This window comes from Gemella sp. zg-1178 (assembly GCF_018790995.1).
Taxonomy (GTDB): domain Bacteria; phylum Bacillota; class Bacilli; order Staphylococcales; family Gemellaceae; genus Gemelliphila.
This window is the reverse complement of record NZ_JAHKEI010000004.1, coordinates 94,103-115,584: the sequence shown is the minus strand read 5'-3', so window position 1 is coordinate 115,584 and position 21,482 is coordinate 94,103. Positions and strand designations below refer to the sequence as shown.

General features: G+C 25.1%; 21 protein-coding genes. 3 read left to right on the top strand and 18 right to left on the bottom strand.

What is annotated here, in order from left to right:
* The 4 genes from KMP12_RS01815 to prmA form a co-directional block, all read right to left on the bottom strand.
* On the bottom strand, positions 1-1,473 hold a 1,473-nt coding region (locus tag KMP12_RS01815), incomplete at its 3' end, for an exonuclease domain-containing protein (RefSeq protein ID WP_215756027.1).
* A 2-nt stretch (positions 1,474-1,475) separates the two neighbouring features.
* Entirely contained in the window at positions 1,476-2,645 is a 1,170-nt protein-coding gene (locus tag KMP12_RS01810) for a CCA tRNA nucleotidyltransferase (protein WP_215756026.1), read from the bottom strand.
* Entirely contained in the window at positions 2,626-3,918 is a 1,293-nt protein-coding gene (gene purB, locus KMP12_RS01805; RefSeq protein WP_215756025.1) for an adenylosuccinate lyase, read from the bottom strand. The genes KMP12_RS01810 and purB overlap by 20 nt, the downstream gene beginning before the upstream one ends.
* Before the next feature lie 120 nt (positions 3,919-4,038).
* The gene (gene prmA / locus KMP12_RS01800) at positions 4,039-4,971 is read right to left on the bottom strand and encodes a 50S ribosomal protein L11 methyltransferase (RefSeq protein ID WP_252344657.1); all 933 of its coding nucleotides are present in this window, start codon (positions 4,969-4,971) and stop codon (positions 4,039-4,041) included.
* A 174-nt stretch (positions 4,972-5,145) separates the two neighbouring features.
* Here prmA and uvrB point away from each other — a divergent pair, with 174 nt between their 5' ends.
* Genes uvrB through KMP12_RS01785 form a run of 3 tightly spaced genes read left to right on the top strand, consistent with a single transcriptional unit; the run spans position 5,146 to position 9,616 of the window.
* Complete coding sequence (gene uvrB / locus KMP12_RS01795; protein WP_371741369.1) at positions 5,146-7,119, top strand: excinuclease ABC subunit UvrB; 1,974 nt, start codon at positions 5,146-5,148, stop codon at positions 7,117-7,119.
* A 53-nt stretch (positions 7,120-7,172) separates the two neighbouring features.
* Positions 7,173-8,243, top strand: a complete 1,071-nt coding sequence (locus tag KMP12_RS01790) for a D-alanine--D-alanine ligase (protein ID WP_215756023.1) — start codon at positions 7,173-7,175, stop codon at positions 8,241-8,243.
* Positions 8,244-8,251: 8 nt separating this feature from the next.
* Entirely contained in the window at positions 8,252-9,616 is a 1,365-nt protein-coding gene (locus KMP12_RS01785; protein WP_215756022.1) for a UDP-N-acetylmuramoyl-tripeptide--D-alanyl-D-alanine ligase, read from the top strand.
* Between the two features lie 23 nt (positions 9,617-9,639).
* On the opposite strand, the gene KMP12_RS01780 is transcribed toward KMP12_RS01785, so the two are convergent.
* The 14 genes from KMP12_RS01780 to KMP12_RS01715 form a co-directional block, all read right to left on the bottom strand.
* Positions 9,640-10,017: a GNAT family N-acetyltransferase gene (locus tag KMP12_RS01780; protein WP_371821645.1), complete on the bottom strand. Its 378-nt coding sequence runs from the start codon at positions 10,015-10,017 to the stop codon at positions 9,640-9,642.
* A gap of 23 nt (positions 10,018-10,040) precedes the next feature.
* Positions 10,041-10,763, bottom strand: a complete 723-nt coding sequence (locus KMP12_RS01775) for a type 1 glutamine amidotransferase (protein ID WP_215756021.1) — start codon at positions 10,761-10,763, stop codon at positions 10,041-10,043.
* A 4-nt stretch (positions 10,764-10,767) separates the two neighbouring features.
* Complete coding sequence (locus KMP12_RS01770) at positions 10,768-12,078, bottom strand: MurT ligase domain-containing protein (RefSeq protein WP_215756020.1); 1,311 nt, start codon at positions 12,076-12,078, stop codon at positions 10,768-10,770.
* 13 nt (positions 12,079-12,091) lie between these two features.
* Positions 12,092-12,802 carry a response regulator transcription factor gene (locus KMP12_RS01765; protein ID WP_215756019.1) on the bottom strand — a complete coding sequence of 237 codons (711 nt, stop codon included), beginning with the start codon at positions 12,800-12,802 and terminating at the stop codon, positions 12,092-12,094.
* A gap of 25 nt (positions 12,803-12,827) precedes the next feature.
* Positions 12,828-13,553, bottom strand: coding sequence for a pseudouridine synthase (locus KMP12_RS01760; RefSeq protein ID WP_215756018.1), 726 nt, complete (start codon positions 13,551-13,553; stop codon positions 12,828-12,830).
* 45 nt (positions 13,554-13,598) lie between these two features.
* The gene (gene scpB / locus KMP12_RS01755) at positions 13,599-14,105 is read right to left on the bottom strand and encodes an SMC-Scp complex subunit ScpB (protein ID WP_215756017.1); all 507 of its coding nucleotides are present in this window, start codon (positions 14,103-14,105) and stop codon (positions 13,599-13,601) included.
* A 13-nt stretch (positions 14,106-14,118) separates the two neighbouring features.
* The gene (locus KMP12_RS01750; protein WP_215756016.1) at positions 14,119-14,808 is read right to left on the bottom strand and encodes a segregation and condensation protein A; all 690 of its coding nucleotides are present in this window, start codon (positions 14,806-14,808) and stop codon (positions 14,119-14,121) included.
* A gap of 12 nt (positions 14,809-14,820) precedes the next feature.
* Entirely contained in the window at positions 14,821-15,714 is an 894-nt protein-coding gene (locus KMP12_RS01745) for a tyrosine-type recombinase/integrase (protein WP_215756015.1), read from the bottom strand.
* Between the two features lie 14 nt (positions 15,715-15,728).
* Entirely contained in the window at positions 15,729-16,433 is a 705-nt protein-coding gene (locus KMP12_RS01740) for a YoaK family protein (RefSeq protein ID WP_215756014.1), read from the bottom strand.
* 15 nt (positions 16,434-16,448) lie between these two features.
* On the bottom strand, positions 16,449-17,333 hold the full coding sequence (locus tag KMP12_RS01735; protein WP_215756013.1) for an NUDIX hydrolase: 885 nt from the start codon (positions 17,331-17,333) through the stop codon (positions 16,449-16,451).
* 115 nt (positions 17,334-17,448) lie between these two features.
* Complete coding sequence (lepB, locus tag KMP12_RS01730; protein WP_252344656.1) at positions 17,449-18,009, bottom strand: signal peptidase I; 561 nt, start codon at positions 18,007-18,009, stop codon at positions 17,449-17,451.
* A gap of 55 nt (positions 18,010-18,064) precedes the next feature.
* Positions 18,065-18,910, bottom strand: a complete 846-nt coding sequence (locus KMP12_RS01725; RefSeq protein ID WP_215756012.1) for a patatin-like phospholipase family protein — start codon at positions 18,908-18,910, stop codon at positions 18,065-18,067.
* Positions 18,911-19,035: 125 nt separating this feature from the next.
* Positions 19,036-20,484 carry a DEAD/DEAH box helicase gene (locus KMP12_RS01720; RefSeq protein WP_215756011.1) on the bottom strand — a complete coding sequence of 483 codons (1,449 nt, stop codon included), beginning with the start codon at positions 20,482-20,484 and terminating at the stop codon, positions 19,036-19,038.
* Between the two features lie 377 nt (positions 20,485-20,861).
* A complete protein-coding gene (locus KMP12_RS01715) occupies positions 20,862-21,380 on the bottom strand; it encodes a ClbS/DfsB family four-helix bundle protein (protein WP_215756010.1) in 519 nt (172 codons plus the stop codon).
* Positions 21,381-21,482: the final 102 nt, after the last annotated feature.

Genomic DNA, 21,482 nt, shown 5'->3' with positions numbered 1-21,482 from the left:
TTTTAAATAAAAAGAATTAGGATTATTTACTATTACAAATTTATAATATCCCATATTAGAAAAATTTAAAATAAAATATAATTTTTTTAAAAATTTAGAAGTATGTATTAACTTGAAATTTAATCTTATAAAATCTTCATTAATAGTAGCTAACTCTTGTAATATAATTTCTATTGAATCTTTATATAAAGATAAATTGTCTTTAACATAAATTTCATGTAGATTTTTTATGAAAATTTCTAAATTATCCCTAAGGTTTTTTATTTTTAAATTATTATATTTAGAATAAACTTTATTTAACTCTGTTAATATATCTTTAAAATATATTTCTTCTGCAAAAAGTTTTCTAATTTCTAATCCCATTATATGTTTATCGTCAAATATTAAATTACAATCTTCATATTCTTTTTCAATAATTAAATTTAATAAACTTTTATAGTTTGTAACTAAAAAAGACGTGCTTTTAGAAACTTCTAATGCTTTATTGTAATAGTAATTTTCTTTTTTATTTTTAGCTCTAAAATAATCAACTATTACTTTCTCATTATAATCTAAATTTAATTCTGATAAATCTCCCTGTTTTGTTTCTGCAATCCAAACTAATATTTTCATGTATAAAAGTTGATTAATATTAGTATTAAAATCATATTTTTTCTCTATATTATCCAAAAAATTCAAGTTAATATATTCTGAATAATTTTTAATTATTGTATATGAATTGCTATCTTTAATACATTTACTGATATATTTTTCTTCTGGAATAGATGTAATATAAAGATTTTTATTAGAAATATTATTACCACTTTTTATAATTATTTTTCTAAAGCTGATATTATTTACAATAAATAAATCTTCTTTATAATTATTGTCTATAAATATCCCCTTATAATTATTTATAAAAAAATACATATCATAAGAATAGTTTTTCAGCAAATCAATTATTTTTTGATAATTATTCATTGGGAATCTTGCTATTTTTTTTAATATCGTAAATAATAATTCATAAGTTACAAAAGCATCTGTATCTGCCCTATGATAATCTCCATTAGCATTTATTCCTAAATTTTCAGCCAACTCTGATAATTTATAGCTACTTAAGGATGGAAAAAATATTTTACATAAGTCTACCGTATCTATCATAGACTTAGGCTTGTAATATATATTCGCTTTTAAAAATTCTTCTTTTAAAATTGAATAATCTTGTAAAACTCCATGGCAAATTAAACTTGAATTTTTTAATTTGTCATATATTTCTTCTGCCAAATCAGAAAAGCTTTTTTGGTTTTCTAACATTTCATTAGTTATACCTGTTAAATTAACCAAAAAGGGAGATATTTCATTTTTAGGTTTAAAATAATAATTAAATTCACCTATAATTTTCAAATTTTTATCTAAATTTAAAATAGCTATTTGTATAATTTCTTTTTCTTCCGTAACTTCTATATCGACTACTGAAAAAGAAGTGTTTATCATAACTATAACCTCACTTCTTTTTTTATAAATTCTTTTATTTTTTCATTTTTATTTTCTAATATTCCATCAAGTATTGCATTTACTACTATCTTATTAATATCTTTTATCCACGAACCAGGTTTTTTATTTGGAAAAATTTGCATTATTTGTTTATTATCAATATCAATATCAGTAAATGACTTTATTGGTAAATTTATATTTAAAATATCTTCTTCTGTACAAAAATTATAAATTTTAATTATAAATAAAACATCTTCAATATTATTACTATAAAGTATATTTTTTAAAGGTGTATTTTCTTCAAACATTTCTTTAATAGTAATATAGTTTTTAATTTCCTTATACTCATCTTTAGATAATTTTAATTTTTTGACATCAGCAAATTCAATATTATTTTTATCTAACAAATAAAATATTGCCTGCTCAAATTTAAAACAACAAAAATCTGTATATTCTTTAACTTTATTGAAAAAAGGAATGTATTTATTTAATTCACTTTCTATAATAAGTTTCATAGCATGTTTATTTGCACATCCTTGAAATAATTTTTTAAATTCAGCAACTATACGCTCTATTGATATAAATTTTATTAATTCTTTATTTTTGCATATCGCTAAATATGTATCTTGGTCAATACTAAAATTTAATTTTGCAACAAATCTAAAAGCCCTTAACATTCTTAAAGCATCTTCATTAAATCTTTCATTTGCTTCATTAACAGTTCTTATTATTTTATTTGATAAATCAGATTTTCCGCTATACAAATCTAATAAATTTCCATTTTTATCCAGTGTCATTGCATTTATCGTGAAATCTCTGCGTTCTAAATCAGAAGGTAAACTTGTAATAAATTCTACATCTTCTGGAAATCTGTGCTGAATATAATTTTTTTCACTTCTAAATGTTGTTATTTCATATTGTTGCTTATTGAATATAACTGTAACTGTTCCGTGCTTTATACCCGTATCAAATGTTTTTGGAAAAATTAATTTTATTTCTTCTGGTTTTGCTGATGTTGTTATATCTATATCAGAAAATTTTTTACCCAATAGATAATCTCTAACGCAACCGCCTACAAAATATGCCAAGTAACCATGATTTTCTAAAATTTCTAAAATTGGTATTGCATTTGAAAAATTATCTTTAAAATTTTTATCCAAACACTCTTGCATATATTTCCTCTAAGCTAGATATATGATATTTATAATTAAAGCAATCTTCTAACTCTTCACTCGATAAATAAGACATTATTTCATTATCTTTTATTAGTAAATCTTTGAATAAAATTTTATTTTCCCAAGCATGCATTGCCTTAGGTTGCACAAGGTCATAGGCACTTTCTCTTGAAACTCCTTTTTCTATCAATTTAAGCATAATTCTTTGAGAAAATATTACGCCATAAGTTTTATTTATATTTTCTGCCATATTTTCTTCAAAAACTGTTAAATTACTTATTGTATTTATAAATCTTGTAAGTTGGTAATCCATAAGATTAGTTGCATCTGCTGAGATAATTCTTTCTGCTGAAGAATGAGAAATATCTCTTTCATGCCACAAAGCAATATTTTCAAATGAAGTAAGCATGTAACCTCTTAATACTCTAGCTAAACCTGACATATTTTCTGATGATATAGGATTTCTTTTGTGGGGCATTGCACTTGACCCTTTTTGCCCTTTTCTAAAAAATTCTTCGACTTCTCTAACTTCAGTTCTTTGCAAATGTCTTATTTCTACTGAAAATTTTTCTATACTACTAGCTATTAAAGCCAATGTAGAATAATAATGTGCATGTCTATCTCTTTGTAGTACCTGTGTAGAAATTTTACTAGAATTTATTCCAAGTTTTTCACAAACATAATCTTGTATATATGTCGGAATGTTGGCGTAAGTTCCAACAGCTCCAGATATTTTACCAGCTTCTACTTGTTTTGCTGCGATATTAAAACGTTCTAAATTTCTATTCATTTCTTCATACCACAAAGCCATTTTCAAACCGAAAGTTGTTATTTCTGCGTGAACACCATGAGTTCTACCCATCATAAATGTATTTTTATATTGATAAGATTTTTCTTTTAAAACCTCTATTAATTTTATTATTTTAGTTCTTATTATTTCATTTGCTTGTTTGTATAAATAACCGTAGGCAGTATCAACCACATCCGTAGAAGTTAGACCGTAATGAACCCATTTTTTTTCTTGACCTAAAGTTTCACTTGCTGCTCTTGTAAAAGCTATAACGTCATGTCTAGTTTCTCGTTCAATTTCGTATATTCTGTTAATATCAAAAGATGCTTTTTCACGTAATGTAGCAACATCTTCTTTGGGGATTTGTCCTAAGTGGCTCCACCCTTCACAAGCAAGTATTTCAACTTCTAACCAAGCCTTAAATTTATTTTCTTCTGACCAAATTTCTTGCATTTCTTTTGTAGAGTATCTTTCTATCATTTTAATTCTCCTTTTAAATCATCAATATACAAACTATTTTAACAGATATTTTCTTTTATTAAAACAAAAAATAAACAATTTAAGTATTTATTTTATTTTTCTATTTATATCGTACGAGTTTTATTTTGTGAATATTAAAGAATACCACTCATTATCACTTGTTTCTTCAAGTAATTTAAATCCTACCTCAAGTGCTTTTTTAATTAATTCTTCTTTCTTATCTTTGATAATTCCAGATGTTATAAAATATCCATCTTCTTTCAAAAGTTTATAAACGTCATTAAGCATTAATTCTATTATGTGGGCTAGAATGTTCGCCACTATAACATCATAACTTGCAGTTTCATTTTCTAGTAAATTAGCTGCTTCTACTTCTACCCTATCAGAAATATTATTTAAAGCAAAATTTTCTTTTGCAACATTCACAGCCATTTTATCTAAATCTACTGCCTTTAATTTTCCTTTTGTTAAATGGCTAGCTGCTATGGTTAATATTCCACTTCCACAACCAACATCTATTAAGTCATAATCATTTTTTACATACTTTTCTAAATTTTTTATACATAAAGATGTTGTTTCGTGTCCTCCAGTTCCAAATGCCATACCTGGATCAATATTTATAATAAATTTATTATCCGTATTTTTATATTCACGCCAAGTTGGAACTATTACAAAATTTTTTCCTATATCTAACACATCAAAATATTCTTTCCAAGAATTTTCCCAATCTGCATCTTGAATTATTTTAGTTTTAAAACTGTAAAAATTTCCAATATTTATAAATTCTGATAAATTGTTAATTTCTGTTTTTAAATTATTAAAAATTTCATCTGTAAAATTTAATTCATTTATATAGCCTTTGACAATAACTCCTTGACTAGTAAAATCTTTTTTCTCTACACCGACTATTGTTCCAAAATTATCATCTAAATTTTCTGATAAGATAGATGGGTCTTCTACATAAATACCAGTAGAATTATAATCTAATAAAATTGCTTCTATTATTTCGCTCGCTTCTTTTGTAGTATGTATACTAATTTCAATCCAATTCATTATAATTTTCTCCTAAACAAATAATATTAAAATTATAACATTAAATAGACTATTTTTCATAATATTATTTTAAATTCTTTTCATAGATTTAGATGTAATTTCATTATATAATTATATGTGAAAAAATTTTATTAATTTTAGGAGTTACTATTGAATAAAAAAAATTACGACTACATATTAAAAAGTAAATATTCTCCCAAAGGAGACCAAGTACAAGCAATAGAAAAATTAACAGCAGGAATTATTGATGGAGAAAAATATCAAACCTTACTAGGTGCAACTGGAACAGGAAAAACTTTTACCATATCCAATATTATTAAAAATACTGGCAAGCCAACTTTGGTTCTTGCCCATAATAAAACATTGGCTGGCCAACTCTATAACGAATTAAAAGCATTTTTCCCAGAAAATAGAGTTGAATATTTTGTTTCTTATTATGATTATTATCAGCCAGAAGCCTACGTTCCTTCAACTGACACTTATATAGAAAAAGATTCTTCAGTCAATGACGAAATAGATAAACTTAGACACAGTGCGACAGCTTCATTATTTGAAAGAAATGATGTAATAATTGTTGCAAGTGTTAGTTGCATATACGGTTTAGGTTCACCAGAGGAATATCAATCATTGCAACTTCATCTAAGAGTAGGAATGGAAATTTCAAGAAATAAAATATTAGAAAAATTAATTAGTATTCAATATATTAGAAACGACATAGATTTTTCTCGTGGTAATTTTAGGGTGCGTGGTGATGTTATAGAAATTTTTCCAGCTTCCAAAAGTGAAAATTCAATAAGAATAGAAATGTTTGGTGATGAAATAGATAGAATAAGAGAAATAGATTCACTAACAGGAGAAATTTTATATGAGATGGAATATGTAACAATTTTTCCTGCAAGTCATTTTATTGCTGGAGATGAAACTACCAAAGAAGCAATTAAAAGAATAAGAAAAGAGCTAGACGAGAGATTAAAAACATTAAAATTAGAAAATAAATTATTAGAATATCAACGTTTGGAACAAAGAACTAATTATGACTTAGAAATGTTAGAAGAAATGGGATTTTGTTCAGGTATCGAAAATTATTCACTTCATCTAACTTTAAGAGATATCGGTTCTACTCCCTACACTCTCTTAGATTATTTTCCTGATGATTGGTTATTAGTTATTGACGAATCGCACGTAACAATTCCTCAAGTTAGGGGTATGTACAACGGAGACCAAGCAAGAAAAAAAGTTTTGGTCGATTACGGTTTTAGATTACCATCTGCACTAGACAATAGACCCTTAAACTTTAAAGAATTTGAAAAAAAATTAAATCAAGTAATTTTTGTTTCTGCAACACCAGGAGATTATGAATTAGAAATAAGTAACAATATTGTTGAACAAATTATAAGACCGACTGGATTATTAGACCCGATTATAGAAATTCGTCCTGTAAGTAATCAAATCTTTGACCTAACTAAAGAAGCAGAAAAAATAATTAAAAATGGAGAGAAAATTTTAGTAACCACACTAACAAAAAAAATGGCAGAAGCCTTAACAGACTATTTAAAAGAAAATGGACTAAGAGTAAAATATTTGCATTCAGATATTAAAACATTAGAAAGAACAGAAATAATTAGAGATTTACGTTTAAATAAATTTGATATACTGATAGGAATAAATCTTTTAAGAGAAGGTTTGGACATTCCAGAAGTATCTTTGGTTGCAATACTAGATGCAGATAAAGAAGGATTTTTACGTGGCGACAAAGCTCTTCTCCAAACTATAGGACGAGCTGCAAGAAATTCTAACGGTCGAGTAATAATGTATGCAGATACTATTACTCGTAGTATGAATAAGGCAATCAAAGAAACTACAAGAAGAAGAGAAATACAAGAAGAATATAATAAAATTCATAATATTACTCCAAAAACAATTATAAAAGACATAAGTGATTCTATAGGAGTTAAAAAAGAAAAATACAATGACCTCGAAGAAAAAATTGATAAATCAAAAGATAAAACTACAATTTCTGACATTAAAAAATATTTAGAAGAATTAGAAAAAGAAATGTTTACTGCGGCTGGTAATTTTGAATTTGAAAAAGCTGCAGAAATTAGAGATAAAATATCAGAAACTAAAACTAAATATAGTATTGAATAATCTTATTATATGATATAATAACACTTACAACTATAAAAAATTAGGAGAATAAAATGAAAAAAGAAAATATAGCAATAATTTATGGTGGAAAAAGTGCAGAACATGAAGTTTCATTACTTACTGCAAAATCAATAATAAATGCAATTAATAAAGAAAAATATAATATTTCTCCAATATTTATTTCTTATTCAGGGCAATGGGCAAAAGGAAAAAATATTACTGAAGAAATTAAAGATGAAAAAACTTTAATATTTGATAATTTTAATGAAAATATTAGTGAACTACTATTTTATGAAAATAAGAAATATGAGGTTGTATTTCCTGTATTACATGGACCTAACGGAGAAGACGGAACTATACAAGGATTTTTAGAAATAATGGACCTTGCTTATGTTGGGAATAACGTTTTATCTTCAGCAACTGGCATGGATAAATCAATAATGAAAAAATTATTTGCTAGTGCCAACCTACCTCAACTTTCTTATTATGATTTTCTTGCAGTTGATTGGAAAAATAATAAAGAAGATATTTTAAATAAACTTGAAGATTTACTACCTTATCCTATGTATGTAAAACCAGCTAATCTAGGTTCGTCTGTAGGAATAAGTAAATGTAATAACAAAAATGAATTAATAGAAGGAATTAATTCTGCATTAAAATTTGATAGAAAAATAGTTGTTGAAGAAGGTCTTGTCGGAGCAAAAGAAATTGAAGTAGCTGTACTGGGTTATAAGGAAATAAAAGCAACAGAGCCAGGAGAAATAATAAATATATCAACAACTGAATTTTATGATTACGAAACTAAATATACAGACGGACAATCAAAAATGGAAATACCTGCACAAATTAACGAAGATTTTTATCCAATCTTTAAAGAAATGGCAGAAAAAGCATTTAGAGTTTTAGACTGTTCTGGACTTGCTCGTGCCGATTTCTTCTTAACAAAAGACAATAAAATATTTATAAATGAAGTTAATACTATGCCAGGCTTTACCCAATTTTCAATGTTTCCAGCACTATGGGCTAACATGGGAATTAAATATGCTGATTTAATAGAAGAAATTATAAAACTTGCAAAAGAAAGATATGAAGAAAGAAAAGAAATTCAAAACGAATGTAAGTAGGAAAAAATATGAATTATAGTCTTAACGAATTAAATACAATACTTAATTCAAATAAACTAAATATAAAAAATGATATTTTTATTAAAGGAATTGCCATTGACAGTAGAAAAGTACAAAAAGGAGATTTGTTTATTCCTTTTATTGGAGAAAATGTTGATGGACATGATTACATAGATACAGCATTTAAAAATGGTGCTAGTGCTTCTCTATCTATGAAAAAAAATATATCCACGAAAAATAATATTATTTTTGTTGAAGATAGTCTAGTAGCTATCCAAAAACTTGCAGAAAATTATTTAACAAAATTAAATGCGAAAGTTATAGCAATTACGGGTTCAAACGGAAAAACAACTACAAAAGATATAGTTTCAGAAATTCTATCATCTAAATATAAGGTTAACAAAACAAGTGGTAATTATAATAATGAATTAGGTCTGCCTCTAACTATTCTAGCAACACCAGAAGATACAGAAATATTAGTATTAGAAATGGGAGCAGATGGATTTGGACAATTAGAATTTTTATCTAAATTAACTCAACCTGATTTTGCTATAATAACAAATATTGGTGAAAGCCATATTGAATTTTTTAAAGATAGAAGCGGTATTGCAAGAGGAAAATTTGAAATTACTTCACATTTAAAAAAAGACGGTTTATTTATTTATAACGGTGATGAAGAGCTACTAAATAATATTGTAAAATCTAGTAAAATAAATTACATTTCTTGTGGTATAAACAGTAATAATAAAGTAATTTTAGAAAATTATACACAAGAAAATGATATTATAAGATTTAATATAAGTAATATAGATAGTGAATTAAAAACTAAATTAAAAGGAAAACATAATCTTTTAAATATTATGTATGCTAGTGTTATAGCTAAATCTTTAAATATTAGTGATGAAAATATAATTAAATCTATTGAAAATATAAAAACAATAACAAAAATGCGATTAGAAAACATAGATTATGGCAATAATTCTTTAATAATAAATGACGCATATAATGCCAGCCCTACTTCTATGAAAGCTGCAATAGATGTTTTAGAAGAAATAAACGGTTATTCTTACAAAACAACCGTATTAGGTGATATGTATGAACTAGGTAGTAACGAAATTAATTTTCACAAAGAAATAGGATTATATATTTCAAAAAATAAAAATACTACTATAAATAAAGTAATTTCTGTTGGGAAATTAGGAAAAAATATTACTGACACAATTGATAATAAAAATATAGAAATAAAAAGTTTTACAACTACTAAAGAAGTTGCTGAATACCTAAAAGAAAATAAGAAAACAAATGAAATTATTTTATTTAAGGCTAGTAGAGGAATGAAGTTAGAAACTGTAATAGAAGAAATAAAAAAATAGATTGATACTTATCAATCTATTTTTTATACTTTTGTTAGAAAAGAATTTTCAGATTTTTCAAAACCAATATTACTATAATAGTTAATTGCATTAGGAGCAGCTAATAATACTATCTTTGTATCTTTCATTAATTTATTTTTAACTTCTTCTATTAACTGTTTACCTATTCCCTTATTTTGATATTCAACATATACTGCTAAGTCAGAAATATAACAACAATAATAAAAATCTGTTACACATCTTACTATACCTACTAAATTTTGATTCAAATAAGCACCTATTAATAAATTAGAATTATCTAATATATTTTTTATTCTATTTTTATCATTTACTGGTAGTCTTTCTCTTAATGTTGACTTATTAAGAATTTCAATAAAATCTTCAACAGAAATTTTTTCGATTATTTTATAATTAACATTATTAATTACTTACCTCTTAACTTGTTTGCTATAAACTTATTAGCAGTTAATTCCACGTCATTATTTAATTCTAAAAATTCGTAAGTTCCATATTTATTGTCTAAAGCAGCTTTTATTAAATAATCTGTTACATTAGGATTTTTAGGTAGTATTGGACCATGAAGATAAGTTCCTATTAAATTATTATAAAGTAAGCCCTCTTTTTTGTCATGGTCATTATTTCCATAACCTACTATAACATTACCCAAGCTATTATAATTATGATATGTTCTTCCTCCGTGATTTTCAAAACCAACTATATCTCCAAACTTTTCAGATTCTAATAATATATTTCCAACAAGTCTTGGTTTATTTGCAAGAGATTCTGTATAAAAATCTAAAATATTTAATCCCGCTAACTTATTTCCATCAGCAGTTTTGTAATATTCACCTAAAAATTGATAACCTCCACATATAGTTAAGGCTGGTATACCATCTTCTATCGCTACTTTAAATTCATTTTTTATTTTTACAAATTGTTCAGTAGCAATAGATTGTTCCCTATCTGAACCACCACCAATAAAAAACATATCACAATTAGAAAGTTTTACTCCCCTCGTATCAGTAATATTTTCTACTTCTAAATTTATTCCACGCCACTCGCAACGTTTTTTTAATGAGATGACATTTCCTATATCTCCGTAAAGATTTAACTTGTCTGGCATAAAATGATATAATTTTAAGTTCATTATCTTACCTACTTTCTAATTCTTTTTGAGTTTCTACCAATGCGGTGTAATTAGGTATTACAATATTGTATTCACTATTGAGATTTTTTAATTTTTTAACAGCTAATTTAATATTTTCTTCTACAAAAATTTCTGTTTTTATATCAGCATATTTAATTCTTAAAGCCAAGTCTTTAGCCCTTTTACCAGCACAAATAATATTAGCAATATTTTGCTTTTTTAAAATTTCAAAATTTGAATCCCATATCCAAGAAATATCAAATCCATCTGCCCCATTATCATTTAATACAATAAGATAGTTTATAGCTGAATTTTTATTAATTGTATTTGCCATAGATAAAGATACATTCATACCTGCTGGATTTTTTGCTAGATTTATTAAAGTCATGGCTTCTTTGGAATTTTTTAAAATTTGCATTCTTCCGTTATTAGAAGAATAAGTTGAAATTCCTTTTTTTATTTCCTCTTCACTTAAACCTAAAACTTTTAGTGTTGCATAGGCTGAAATTAAATTATATATATTAAAATCTCCTAATTGATTAGTTGAAAATAGCCCTTCATTATTTATTGATAAATTTATAATCGGATTAACTTCTGCTAAAGTTACTTCGTAATCTGGCTCTACTCTTTTAAAAGAACAATTATCACAAGAATAATTACCTAATTGACTATAATTAATATGAGAATAATTTAACTTATTAGAACAAACAGGACAAAATTTTGATTCAGTAATTCCAATATCTTGAAATTTATATGCCCCATCTTTTATCCCAAAATAAACATTATTTTTCCCGTATTTTGATAATCTATTTACAAAAGGGTCATCGCTATTTAGAATTAACTGAATATCTTTGTCTTTAATTTCATCAGCTATTGTATTTATTAATGTATCAATTTCTCCAAATCTATCAATTTGGTCTCTAAAAAAATTATTAAATACAAATTTTGTAGGTATTATATAGTTCATTACTTTTTTTATTGAACCTTCGTCAATTTCAATAATGGCTATTTTTGTATCTGGTTTACTTTGAATTGCAAACGTAGATATTATGCCATCTAGCATATTTGCACCTTCAAAATTATTAATAATATTAAAGCCTGATTTTTTCAAAGTATGGCCTATTAAGTTAGAAGTAGTTGTTTTTCCGTTAGTTCCTGTAATAAATACTATTTCATTAAATTGATTTGATAGTTTATTTAATATATTTTTATCTAATTTTCTCAAAATTTTTCCAGGTAAATCCGTTCCTTTCTTACCAACAAGTATGCTAGAAAATCTTATTAATTTTGCTAATACACTATAAAATTTTATCATCTTAACTCCTTAATTAATTTTTACTAGAATCAAACATATATCCAGTTCCCCAAACCGTAACAATCATTTTTGAAACTGCAGGAGAGTATACATTAATTTTTTTTCTTATACGTTTTATATGAGTATCGACAGTTCTTAAATCGCCATAAGAATCATAATTCCATACTGCTTTTAATAATTCAGTTCTGCTATGTACTTTATCGGGATATTTAGATAAAAATATTAATAGTTCAAATTCTTTTGGAGTTAAATTTATTTCATAACCTGAAACAAAAACTTTATGAGAATTAACATCAATTATTAATTCATTAAATACCAATACATCTTTAACACTAAATTCTGGCATATAAAAAACACTTTTTTTCGTTCTTTGTAAAATTGCCTTAACTCTCAAAACTACTTCTCTTGGACTAAAGGGTTTAATAACATAGTCATCTGCCCCCATTTCAAAACCGTCAACCCTACTTTGTTCGTCTCCCTTGGCAGAAATTATTATAATTGGTGTAGCCTTAGTAGTTCTTACTTCTCTTAATATTTTTATTCCATTTAATTTTGGTAAATGAATATCTAACAGAATACAAGAGTAATCAACATTTTTTAATTTTTCCAAACCCACTTGTCCATCACAGGCTTCGTCGACTATGTACCCCTCTCTTTCCAGGTACATTGTTAAAAGTTTTCTTATTCTTTCTTCATCATCTATTACAAGTATTTTTTCTGACATATATTAGTTCTCCAAATTCAAAAAATTATCCGTTTTTAGCTTTATTTATTAGTGATTTTACTTCATGAATAGTTAATGGACGATATTCTCCTATTTTAAGTCCCTCTAAATTTAAGCCCTCTATTGCTACCCTTTTAAGTTTGATTACTTCATAACCTAAAGCTTCAAACATTTTTCTAACTTGTCTATTTTTACCTTCAAAAATAGTTACTTGAATAAGTGTATTGCTAGACTTGTTCTTATTTTTTACAATACTTACTTTGGCAGGAGATGTTTTATAATTATCTATTCTAACTCCAGATTTTAAAATTTTTATATGTTTTTCGTCTATTGAACCCTTAATTTTAGCAATATAGGTTTTACTAATCTTGTGTTTAGGATGTGTAATTAAGTTTGTAAATTCTCCATCATTAGTCATAAGTAAAAGACCTGAAGTATCATAATCTAATCTTCCAACAGGAAAAACTCTCTCTGAAACATTTGTGAAAAAATCTTTTACACATTTTCTATCTTTTTCATCAAACATTGAAGTTATAACTTTTTCTGGTTTGTAAAATAAATAATATCTTTTATTTTCTTTCAGCAGCCTAATTCCTTCAACAATTATTATATCGCTAGAACTAGCTTTAGTCCCAAGTTCTCTAACAACTTGTCCGTTAACTGTAACTTTACCATCTTTTATTAATTCTTCAGCCTTTCTTCTAGATGTATAACCAGAAGCCGCTATTAATTTCTGTAATCTTTCTTCCATTTTTTCCTCCTACTATTAAAATTATAATTTCTCATTTATATTTTCTTATATTTTAGGTAATTCTTCTATTTTTTCTAAACCAAATATATCTAAAAATAAGTCAGTCGTTTCATATAATTTTGGTTTTCCAATTTTATCTAAAGTCTTGTTTGAAAAAATAAGTTCTTTTTCCAATAAATTATAGAGCATGCTATCACTATTAACTCCTCTTATTTCATCTATTTGAGCTTTAGAAATAGGTTGATTATAAGCAATTATTGCTAGTGTTTCCAAAGCGGCTTTTGACAATTTAACTAAATTTTTAGAAGACAATTTTTCTTTTATGAATTTATAAATATTATCCTTAACCAACATTTTATAAACACCACCAAATTTTTTTATGACAAAAACTTTGGAATTTTTATTGTATTCATTAAGAAATATATTTAAAATATTTTCTGCTTCATTTAAAGTAATATCAGAGAAAATTGAATAATATTCTATGGATATCCCTTCATCGCCTTTTATAAAAAATAAGCCTTCTAATATTTCTTTTGTATTATCTAATAACATAAATTTATTTTTACTAAATATCTTTAGCCGCGATATATAGTTTTTCTCCTAACTCATTACAAATAATTAACTGTTCTCTTAACATATCTAAAATACAAATAAAAGCTGCGACTAATTCATCTCTAGTTTGAAAATTCAAAATAAATTTTTCAAATTCAAATTTACTATCGTAAGATTTTATTTTGAAAATTATTTCTTCTCTAATTTTTTCTATGGATATTTCTTTCCTATAACGTATATTTTCTTCTAATTTTCTTAATTTATTGGAATTTTCTAAGATGTTTTTAAAGGCTACATATAGCTTTTTAGCAGGCATATTCATTAATTTGGAATCTAACAAGATTTCTTCATTTTCTTTTTCTCCAAAATTATTTCTTATTTCCTGCATTTCAGATAAAATACTTTGAATTTCCTTGTAATTCTTATAATCTACAAGTTTCGTTACTAATTCTTCTTCAATATAGTCGGCTTCTTCATCTTTGGGTAGTAAACTTTTACTTTTAATAAGTATTAGTGTTGACGCCATAACAATATAATCTTCAGCATTTTCTAATGAAATTTCGTCTAATTGCTTAATATATTCTAAATAACTATCTGTCAATTTTTCTATGGGTATATTATGAATATCTATCTCCATCTTTTCAATAAGGTGAAGCAGTAAATCCATTGGTCCTTGGAAAACTTCTAATTCTACATTGTACATTAAATATATTTCCTAACTATTAATTCTATTTCTAGGATGATTTTTTATAATTTTATTTATCTTTGAACTTTTATTCATACTATCTAAATAATTTTTTAAACTTTGAATTGTGCTTAATCCCAAAAGTTCCCTTACTTCGTCTATTGATATGCCATCTTCTAGTAAATGAACTGCCAAGGAATTTCTAAAAGTTGTTGGATTAAGGTCTTTTGTAATTGAAATATCTTCCGCTCTTCTCTTGAAAATTTTCCAAAATCCCTGTCTTGTTAATTTATCTCCTTTTGAAGAAACAAATAAATATTCCATACTATCAAATTTTTTATTACATTCAAAAATATATTTATGCAAAGAGTTTATAGTTTCTTTATTAAGTGGTACAGTATGAATAATATCTTTTTGTCCCTTATATTTTAAATAGCCTATTGATAAATTTACATCTTCATACTTTAAATTTATACAATCTGTTGGTTTTATTCCTATTGCATAAACCAATTCAAAAATTGCCTTATCTCGTAATTCAATAAAAGTATTTCCCTTAAAATTCAGAATTTCACTTATTTCTTCCCTAGAAAATATCACTATTTCTTCTTCAAGTAAATTATTTTTTTTTACTGGTAAGTCAATCTTTATCTTATTTGCAACAAGATTTTCTTCGAATAAAAATTTATTAAACATATTTATAGATGAAACTATTCTTGAAATTGTTGAAATTGAATAATTTTCTTTTTTTAAAAATAATAAGTATTTTTTTACGTCTTCGCTATTTGTTGTAAAATTTTCCAGTATTTTTTTTAATGAATAATTATTTAATTTTGTAATATCCAATATATAAGAGTTTATAGTATTTTTAGACAAGGACTTATTTTCTAAATATGTTCTAAATCTATCGATTATTTTTACAGTCATTAGACCTCCAATTATTAATTTTTATTAAAAATATACTTATCGTGTATGGTTGAAATAAAAAGATTAAATAATAATATCAATATTGTTAATAGTATTGCCCTATGCCCAAAGATATTAGAAAAAATTCCTCCTACTATTACTCCAGAAAAGAAAAACAATATTATTACAAAATACAATATTGATTTATTTCTACTAGCTAATTCTTTTTTATAAAAATATCTAAACAAATGTTCACTAGCCGACCTTAAATTTCCAGTACAGAAAATACTAGCAAAGGGTATTTTATTTACAGTTCTAAAACTATCATACTGCATGGCACAAACAAATGAAATAATAAGTGGTCTTATATCAAAAACAATAATATTAGGTACTAAATATACAATAACTAATAATATGGTCTGAATGATTAAGGATAAATTAAGATACCTAGCAATAGATAAATTTGAATATTTTGTTACAATATATTCATTAAAAATAACACCCATAATAAAAAATAAAACTGGTGGTACATAGTTAAAAGAGGCTAAAAAATCTCCTTTTGCAATTTCTAAACCTATAAATATTAAATTTCCTGTTTGAGCATTAGCAAATATTCCCTTTGAATTTATAAAAGTATAAGCGTCAAAAAAACCTCCAACAAATGTTAATAATAATGCTACCAATATTTGTTCATTACTGGGTAAGTTTTTATTTAAAATAATTAAATTTTTTATTTGCATAATAGATTATTGACCTTAGTCAAAAATAACCTCCCATTCATCAACATTTTTATAACATTCAAAACACATTTCTATCTGCTCTTTTGTTGTTCTATTTTGTGAAAGTTCAGGTAATTCATTTAACGAAAAAAATCCAACAGATTCTGTTTCTGTATTTTCTAAAAAATTATGACTTAAATAATCACATAAAACAAAAATTTTCATCATTCCCAAAGGAAATGAATATTCATGATGCTTATTATAATTTAATAGAGCTATAACTTTTATAGGATTTACTACTGAACCAGCTTCTTCATAAGATTCCTTAATTATATTTTCCCTTAATGTTTTATTTACATCTTGGTAGCCGCCAGGTAAAGCCCACTTTCCATCTATTTTTTCTTTAACTAAAAGTATCTTATAATCTTTTATTATAACTGCCCTATTTTCTATTTTAGGAGTTTGATACCCTACTTCATTTGCAAAAAAATTTTTTACTTTTTTTATTGGAAGTTTATATTTATAACTTATCATTTCACAAGCTATTTCTCTAATTCTTTCTGCTCTTTCAATATCAAACTGATTTTTACTATATGCTAGAGTATTTTGTGCTAAAAACTGTAATTCTGTCGCCCAAGAAACTAGCAAATCTGATTTGTATATTTTAATAACATCTTCTAAAAACTTTATACATATAGAATTTTTAATGTCTAAAAATTCATAATCATTCAATATTAGAAATACACTTTGACAATTACTTGTTATTTTATCTTTATTTGCAGTTAAATATAGAGTATTTTTTATGGGGCTATCAATCCTATCTATATAATCAAAATTAATATTATTTTCTAAATAAAGATTTTTTATATTGTTGTCAATTATATCTTTTAATTCAATATCTATTAATAATTTTTTAAACATTAACTAACACCCTACTATAAAATTAATATAATATATATTTTACATTTTTTTATAATTTATGTAAACTCTAAACTATTTTTAAATAAAATAAAAAACGAGATTAATTCTCGTTTTATTAGAATGTTTTAACAGATGTAAATGGATAATATCTTAGCATAACTTTTCCTACGATAGTGTCTTTTTTAACAAAACCAAATGACCTACTATCTGTGCTGTTTGGTCTATTATCTCCCATAACAAAATATGAACCTTCTGGAACAGTTTTTGATTTCGTGCTTATTAAGTATTCAATATTAAAATCTAGCGTAAGATTCACATTCTTAGAATTAGATTTTAACTCTGATTTTTTTTTCTCCAAATATGGTTCTTCAAATTTTTCACCATTAATGTACAAAACATCATCTATAACTTCTACGGTATCTCCAGGAATACCAATTATTCTTTTTATATAATCATCTGTTTCATTAGCGTGAAAGACTATTACATCTCCTCTTTCATAATTTTTACTAACTTTATTTATAAGCACTTTATCACTATCTGCGAATGTGTAATCCATAGAATGCCCTTTTACTGTATAAGGTGCTGCTGCGTAAGTTGTAATTGCAAAATATAGGGATAAAGATACAATTACAACTAAAATCCACTCTAATATTTCTTTTAAAAATTTCACTGTCATTCCTCTTTTATATAAAATTTTACTTTCTAATTATACCACAGTATATAAATTATTACTACACATTTAAGTATTTTTTTAAATCATCCATAATATTTTCAGTATCAGAAAAACCTAAATTATAAATTTTAGTAATTTTTTCTACATCTTTTTCCAACCTTTTTACTTTTAAGTCATAAGAGGGTCTTATTACAAATATTTCCTTGTTTTTTTCTAATTCTTCTATCTTATCTAGTGAATTATTATATACTTTAGCTCTGTTAAAAATAGTTTCAGCTAATTTTCCATATTTCTTTTCTGCAATTTTAAAAAGTATTGGATTTTTTTTAGTAGATTTTCTATATTCATGTGGTCTTGTTAAAACTACAATAATTTTATCATAACCCATTTCTAACATTTTATTTATAGGGATACTATCAGCTATTCCGCCATCTAAATATTTTTTACCATTTATCTCAACTACTTGTGAGAAAAAAGGAAGGGCAGAACTTGCTCTAAAGACTTCCATTTGCTTAAAAACATCTTTTATTTTTATATATTCAGCTTCGCAAGTTTCGATATTTGTAACAGTAGCAAAAAAATCAATATTAGAATCTGCAAATTTTTCTTGATTAAAAACATCTAATTTTTGAGGTATAGTATAATATGCAAATTCTTTATTCACTATATTTCCAGTTTTAATAAAAGATTTTAAACCCATATACATAGGATGTTTTATGTATTTTGTATTGTAATTTAAGGCTCTTCCCCTCTGCTTAGAAACGTAATTGACACCAAAAAGTGAACCTGCAGACACACCTATAATGCCATCAACTTTTATATTATTATCTAAAAAAGAATCTAAAACACCAGCAGTATACATGCCTCTCATTGCTCCGCCTTCTAATAATAATCCTACTTTCATAATAATCCTTTAAAAAATAATTTTAAAGATTATTCTAACACAAAAAAATTTTTTATGTAAGAAAAAAATATTTCTTAAATATAAATTTTCTTTATATTAATAAAAAAATAAATAAAACAAAAGTTTTATTTATTTTGCATTCTCTTTCCTCTTTTATCAAAAAATTTTTTATCACTATATTTTTTAGTGTATTTTTTATTATCATTCTTTTTAGATTTTTTGTATGAAGAATTAAATTTTTTATTTTTTTGTGATTTTTTAATTAAAGGTTTTTCATAAGATAATTCAATATCTATATCTTTTTTATCGTTTAATAATTTATTTAGTAAAGTTGTTATAATTTTTTCTGAATTTCTTTCAGCAACTAATTTATTAGCTAAACTTGCTAAACTTGATGTATCTTTTTCTAAATCAACAAGAATTTCATCAAATAATCTATTGTGACGTGATTTTTTAATTTCATCTTTTGTAAATGGACGTAACATTTTTAATCTTTCGCCTTTCATATCTTCTATATCACGAAGATATGGCATTTCAACAGGATTTATAAATGTTACTGAAACACCAGATTTTCCTGCTCGTCCAGTACGCCCTATTCTGTGTGTATAACTTTCTGTATCTTGGGGAACATCAAAATTATAGACATGGGTAACATCCATTATATCAATTCCTCTTGCAGCGACATCAGTAGCAACAAGTATTTGCAGAGAATTATTTTTAAATTTTTTTAAAATTTCTAATCTCTTTGATTGAGTTATATCACCATGCAAGCCTTCTGCTAAATATCCCTTAGCAATAAGGGCACTTGATAGTTCATCTACTCTTTTTTTAGTTCTACCGAACACTATTGCAAGATTAGGATTATGAACATCTAAAAAACCTACTAATGTTGATAATTTTTCATTATCTTTTACTATGGTTGCAAATTCTTCTATATCTGGATTTAATTCTTCTAGGCTCATTGTTTTTATCAATTTATAATTATTCATAAATTGTTTTGATAATTCTTTTATAGCATCAGGCATGGTTGCAGAAAATAATAGTGTTTGATGGTTAGTAGAAATTTTTGATAATATGTACTTAACATCATCAATAAATCCCATGTTCAACATTTCATCAGCTTCATCTAAAACTAAGTGAGTTAGGTTGAGTAATTTTAAAGTCTTTCTGTTTATGTGGTCTATAATTCTTCCCGGTGTACCTACAAGAATTTGCGGAGAATTTTTAATATCTTTAATCTGTCTTTCGATACTTGTTCCTCCAAATATTATAGAAATTTTCAATTTTTTATTTTTTGACATTAATCTTAATTGTTCACCAACTTGTTGAGCAAGTTCTCTTGTAGGTGTTAGAATTAATGCTTGAATATCCTTATTGTTTTTGATAGTTTCTATTATAGGTATTCCAAAAGCTCCTGTTTTCCCAGAACCTGTTTGTGCTTGTGCCAAAACATCTATTCCAGATAAGACATAGGGAATTGTTTCTGTCTGTATTCCTGTTGGCTCTAAAAAACCCATATCTAGTAAAGAACTTATAGTTTCATTACTAATTCCTAAATCTTCAAATTTTGTCATCTATTTCTCCTTAGTTTCTTTTAATTCTGTACATATGTATTAATATAACTTTATAAGTATACATTATATTAATATATTTGTCACACAATATGGATATTAAAGCAAAAATCAAGTGTTAAAATTACAATATAATTTTCAATACAGCAATAAAATATTTTATTTTTAATCATTATATATAAGTATTCTAAAATAAAAATTTAAATACTAATTTTTTATAATAATAGATAAATAGATTTTTTCTTAAATAAAATATTTCAAAAATATTTATTTTTTTGAATAGTTTTATTTATAAACTATTTCTGCTTTTAATAACAAGAAACAGCAAATTAAAATTTACTGTTTCTTAAATTACTATATTAAATTAGATAAAATATTATTTATAAAACTACCTTCTTCCATTTTCTAATTTTTGTTCTAAAAGTCCCAAAAGGTGCAACAGTATTTACATGAATAAACTTATACACCTCCCACGTAGCTGTTTTTGTAGCTTCATCAGCCCACTTTCTCATATGGGGTTTAAATAATTCTTCATCACTTAAAGAATTAATCATTGCATAAATAGAATTAACATTTTCATTTAATTTATCTTTTAACTCCTGCAAAGATAAATGAGCATAAGTTTCGTTAAACCATTGATACAATTCACCAAGTTGATTCCATTTGAATTTATCAGAAGGTGTTTTTACTTTAAGTCCCTTTCTTTCATCTTCTTCCCATTTTAAAATTAGACTTGTCCAGCCAACTTGATAAGCAAGATTTTCTGCTGGCGTTCTATCTACTTCATAAACTCTCTTATCCTTTAAACTTTCTGGAATATTATCAAATTCTGAAATATACTTTTCAAATTTTTTATTTATTTCTGCTATAAGTTCTTCTTTATCTTTATATACTCGCAAAAAATCATCTCCAAAACTTCTAATTTTAATTTTACAATTACAATATTATAACATATTTAATTTTAGTTTGATATTTTAACTAGTTCAACTTTTCTTTTCTTG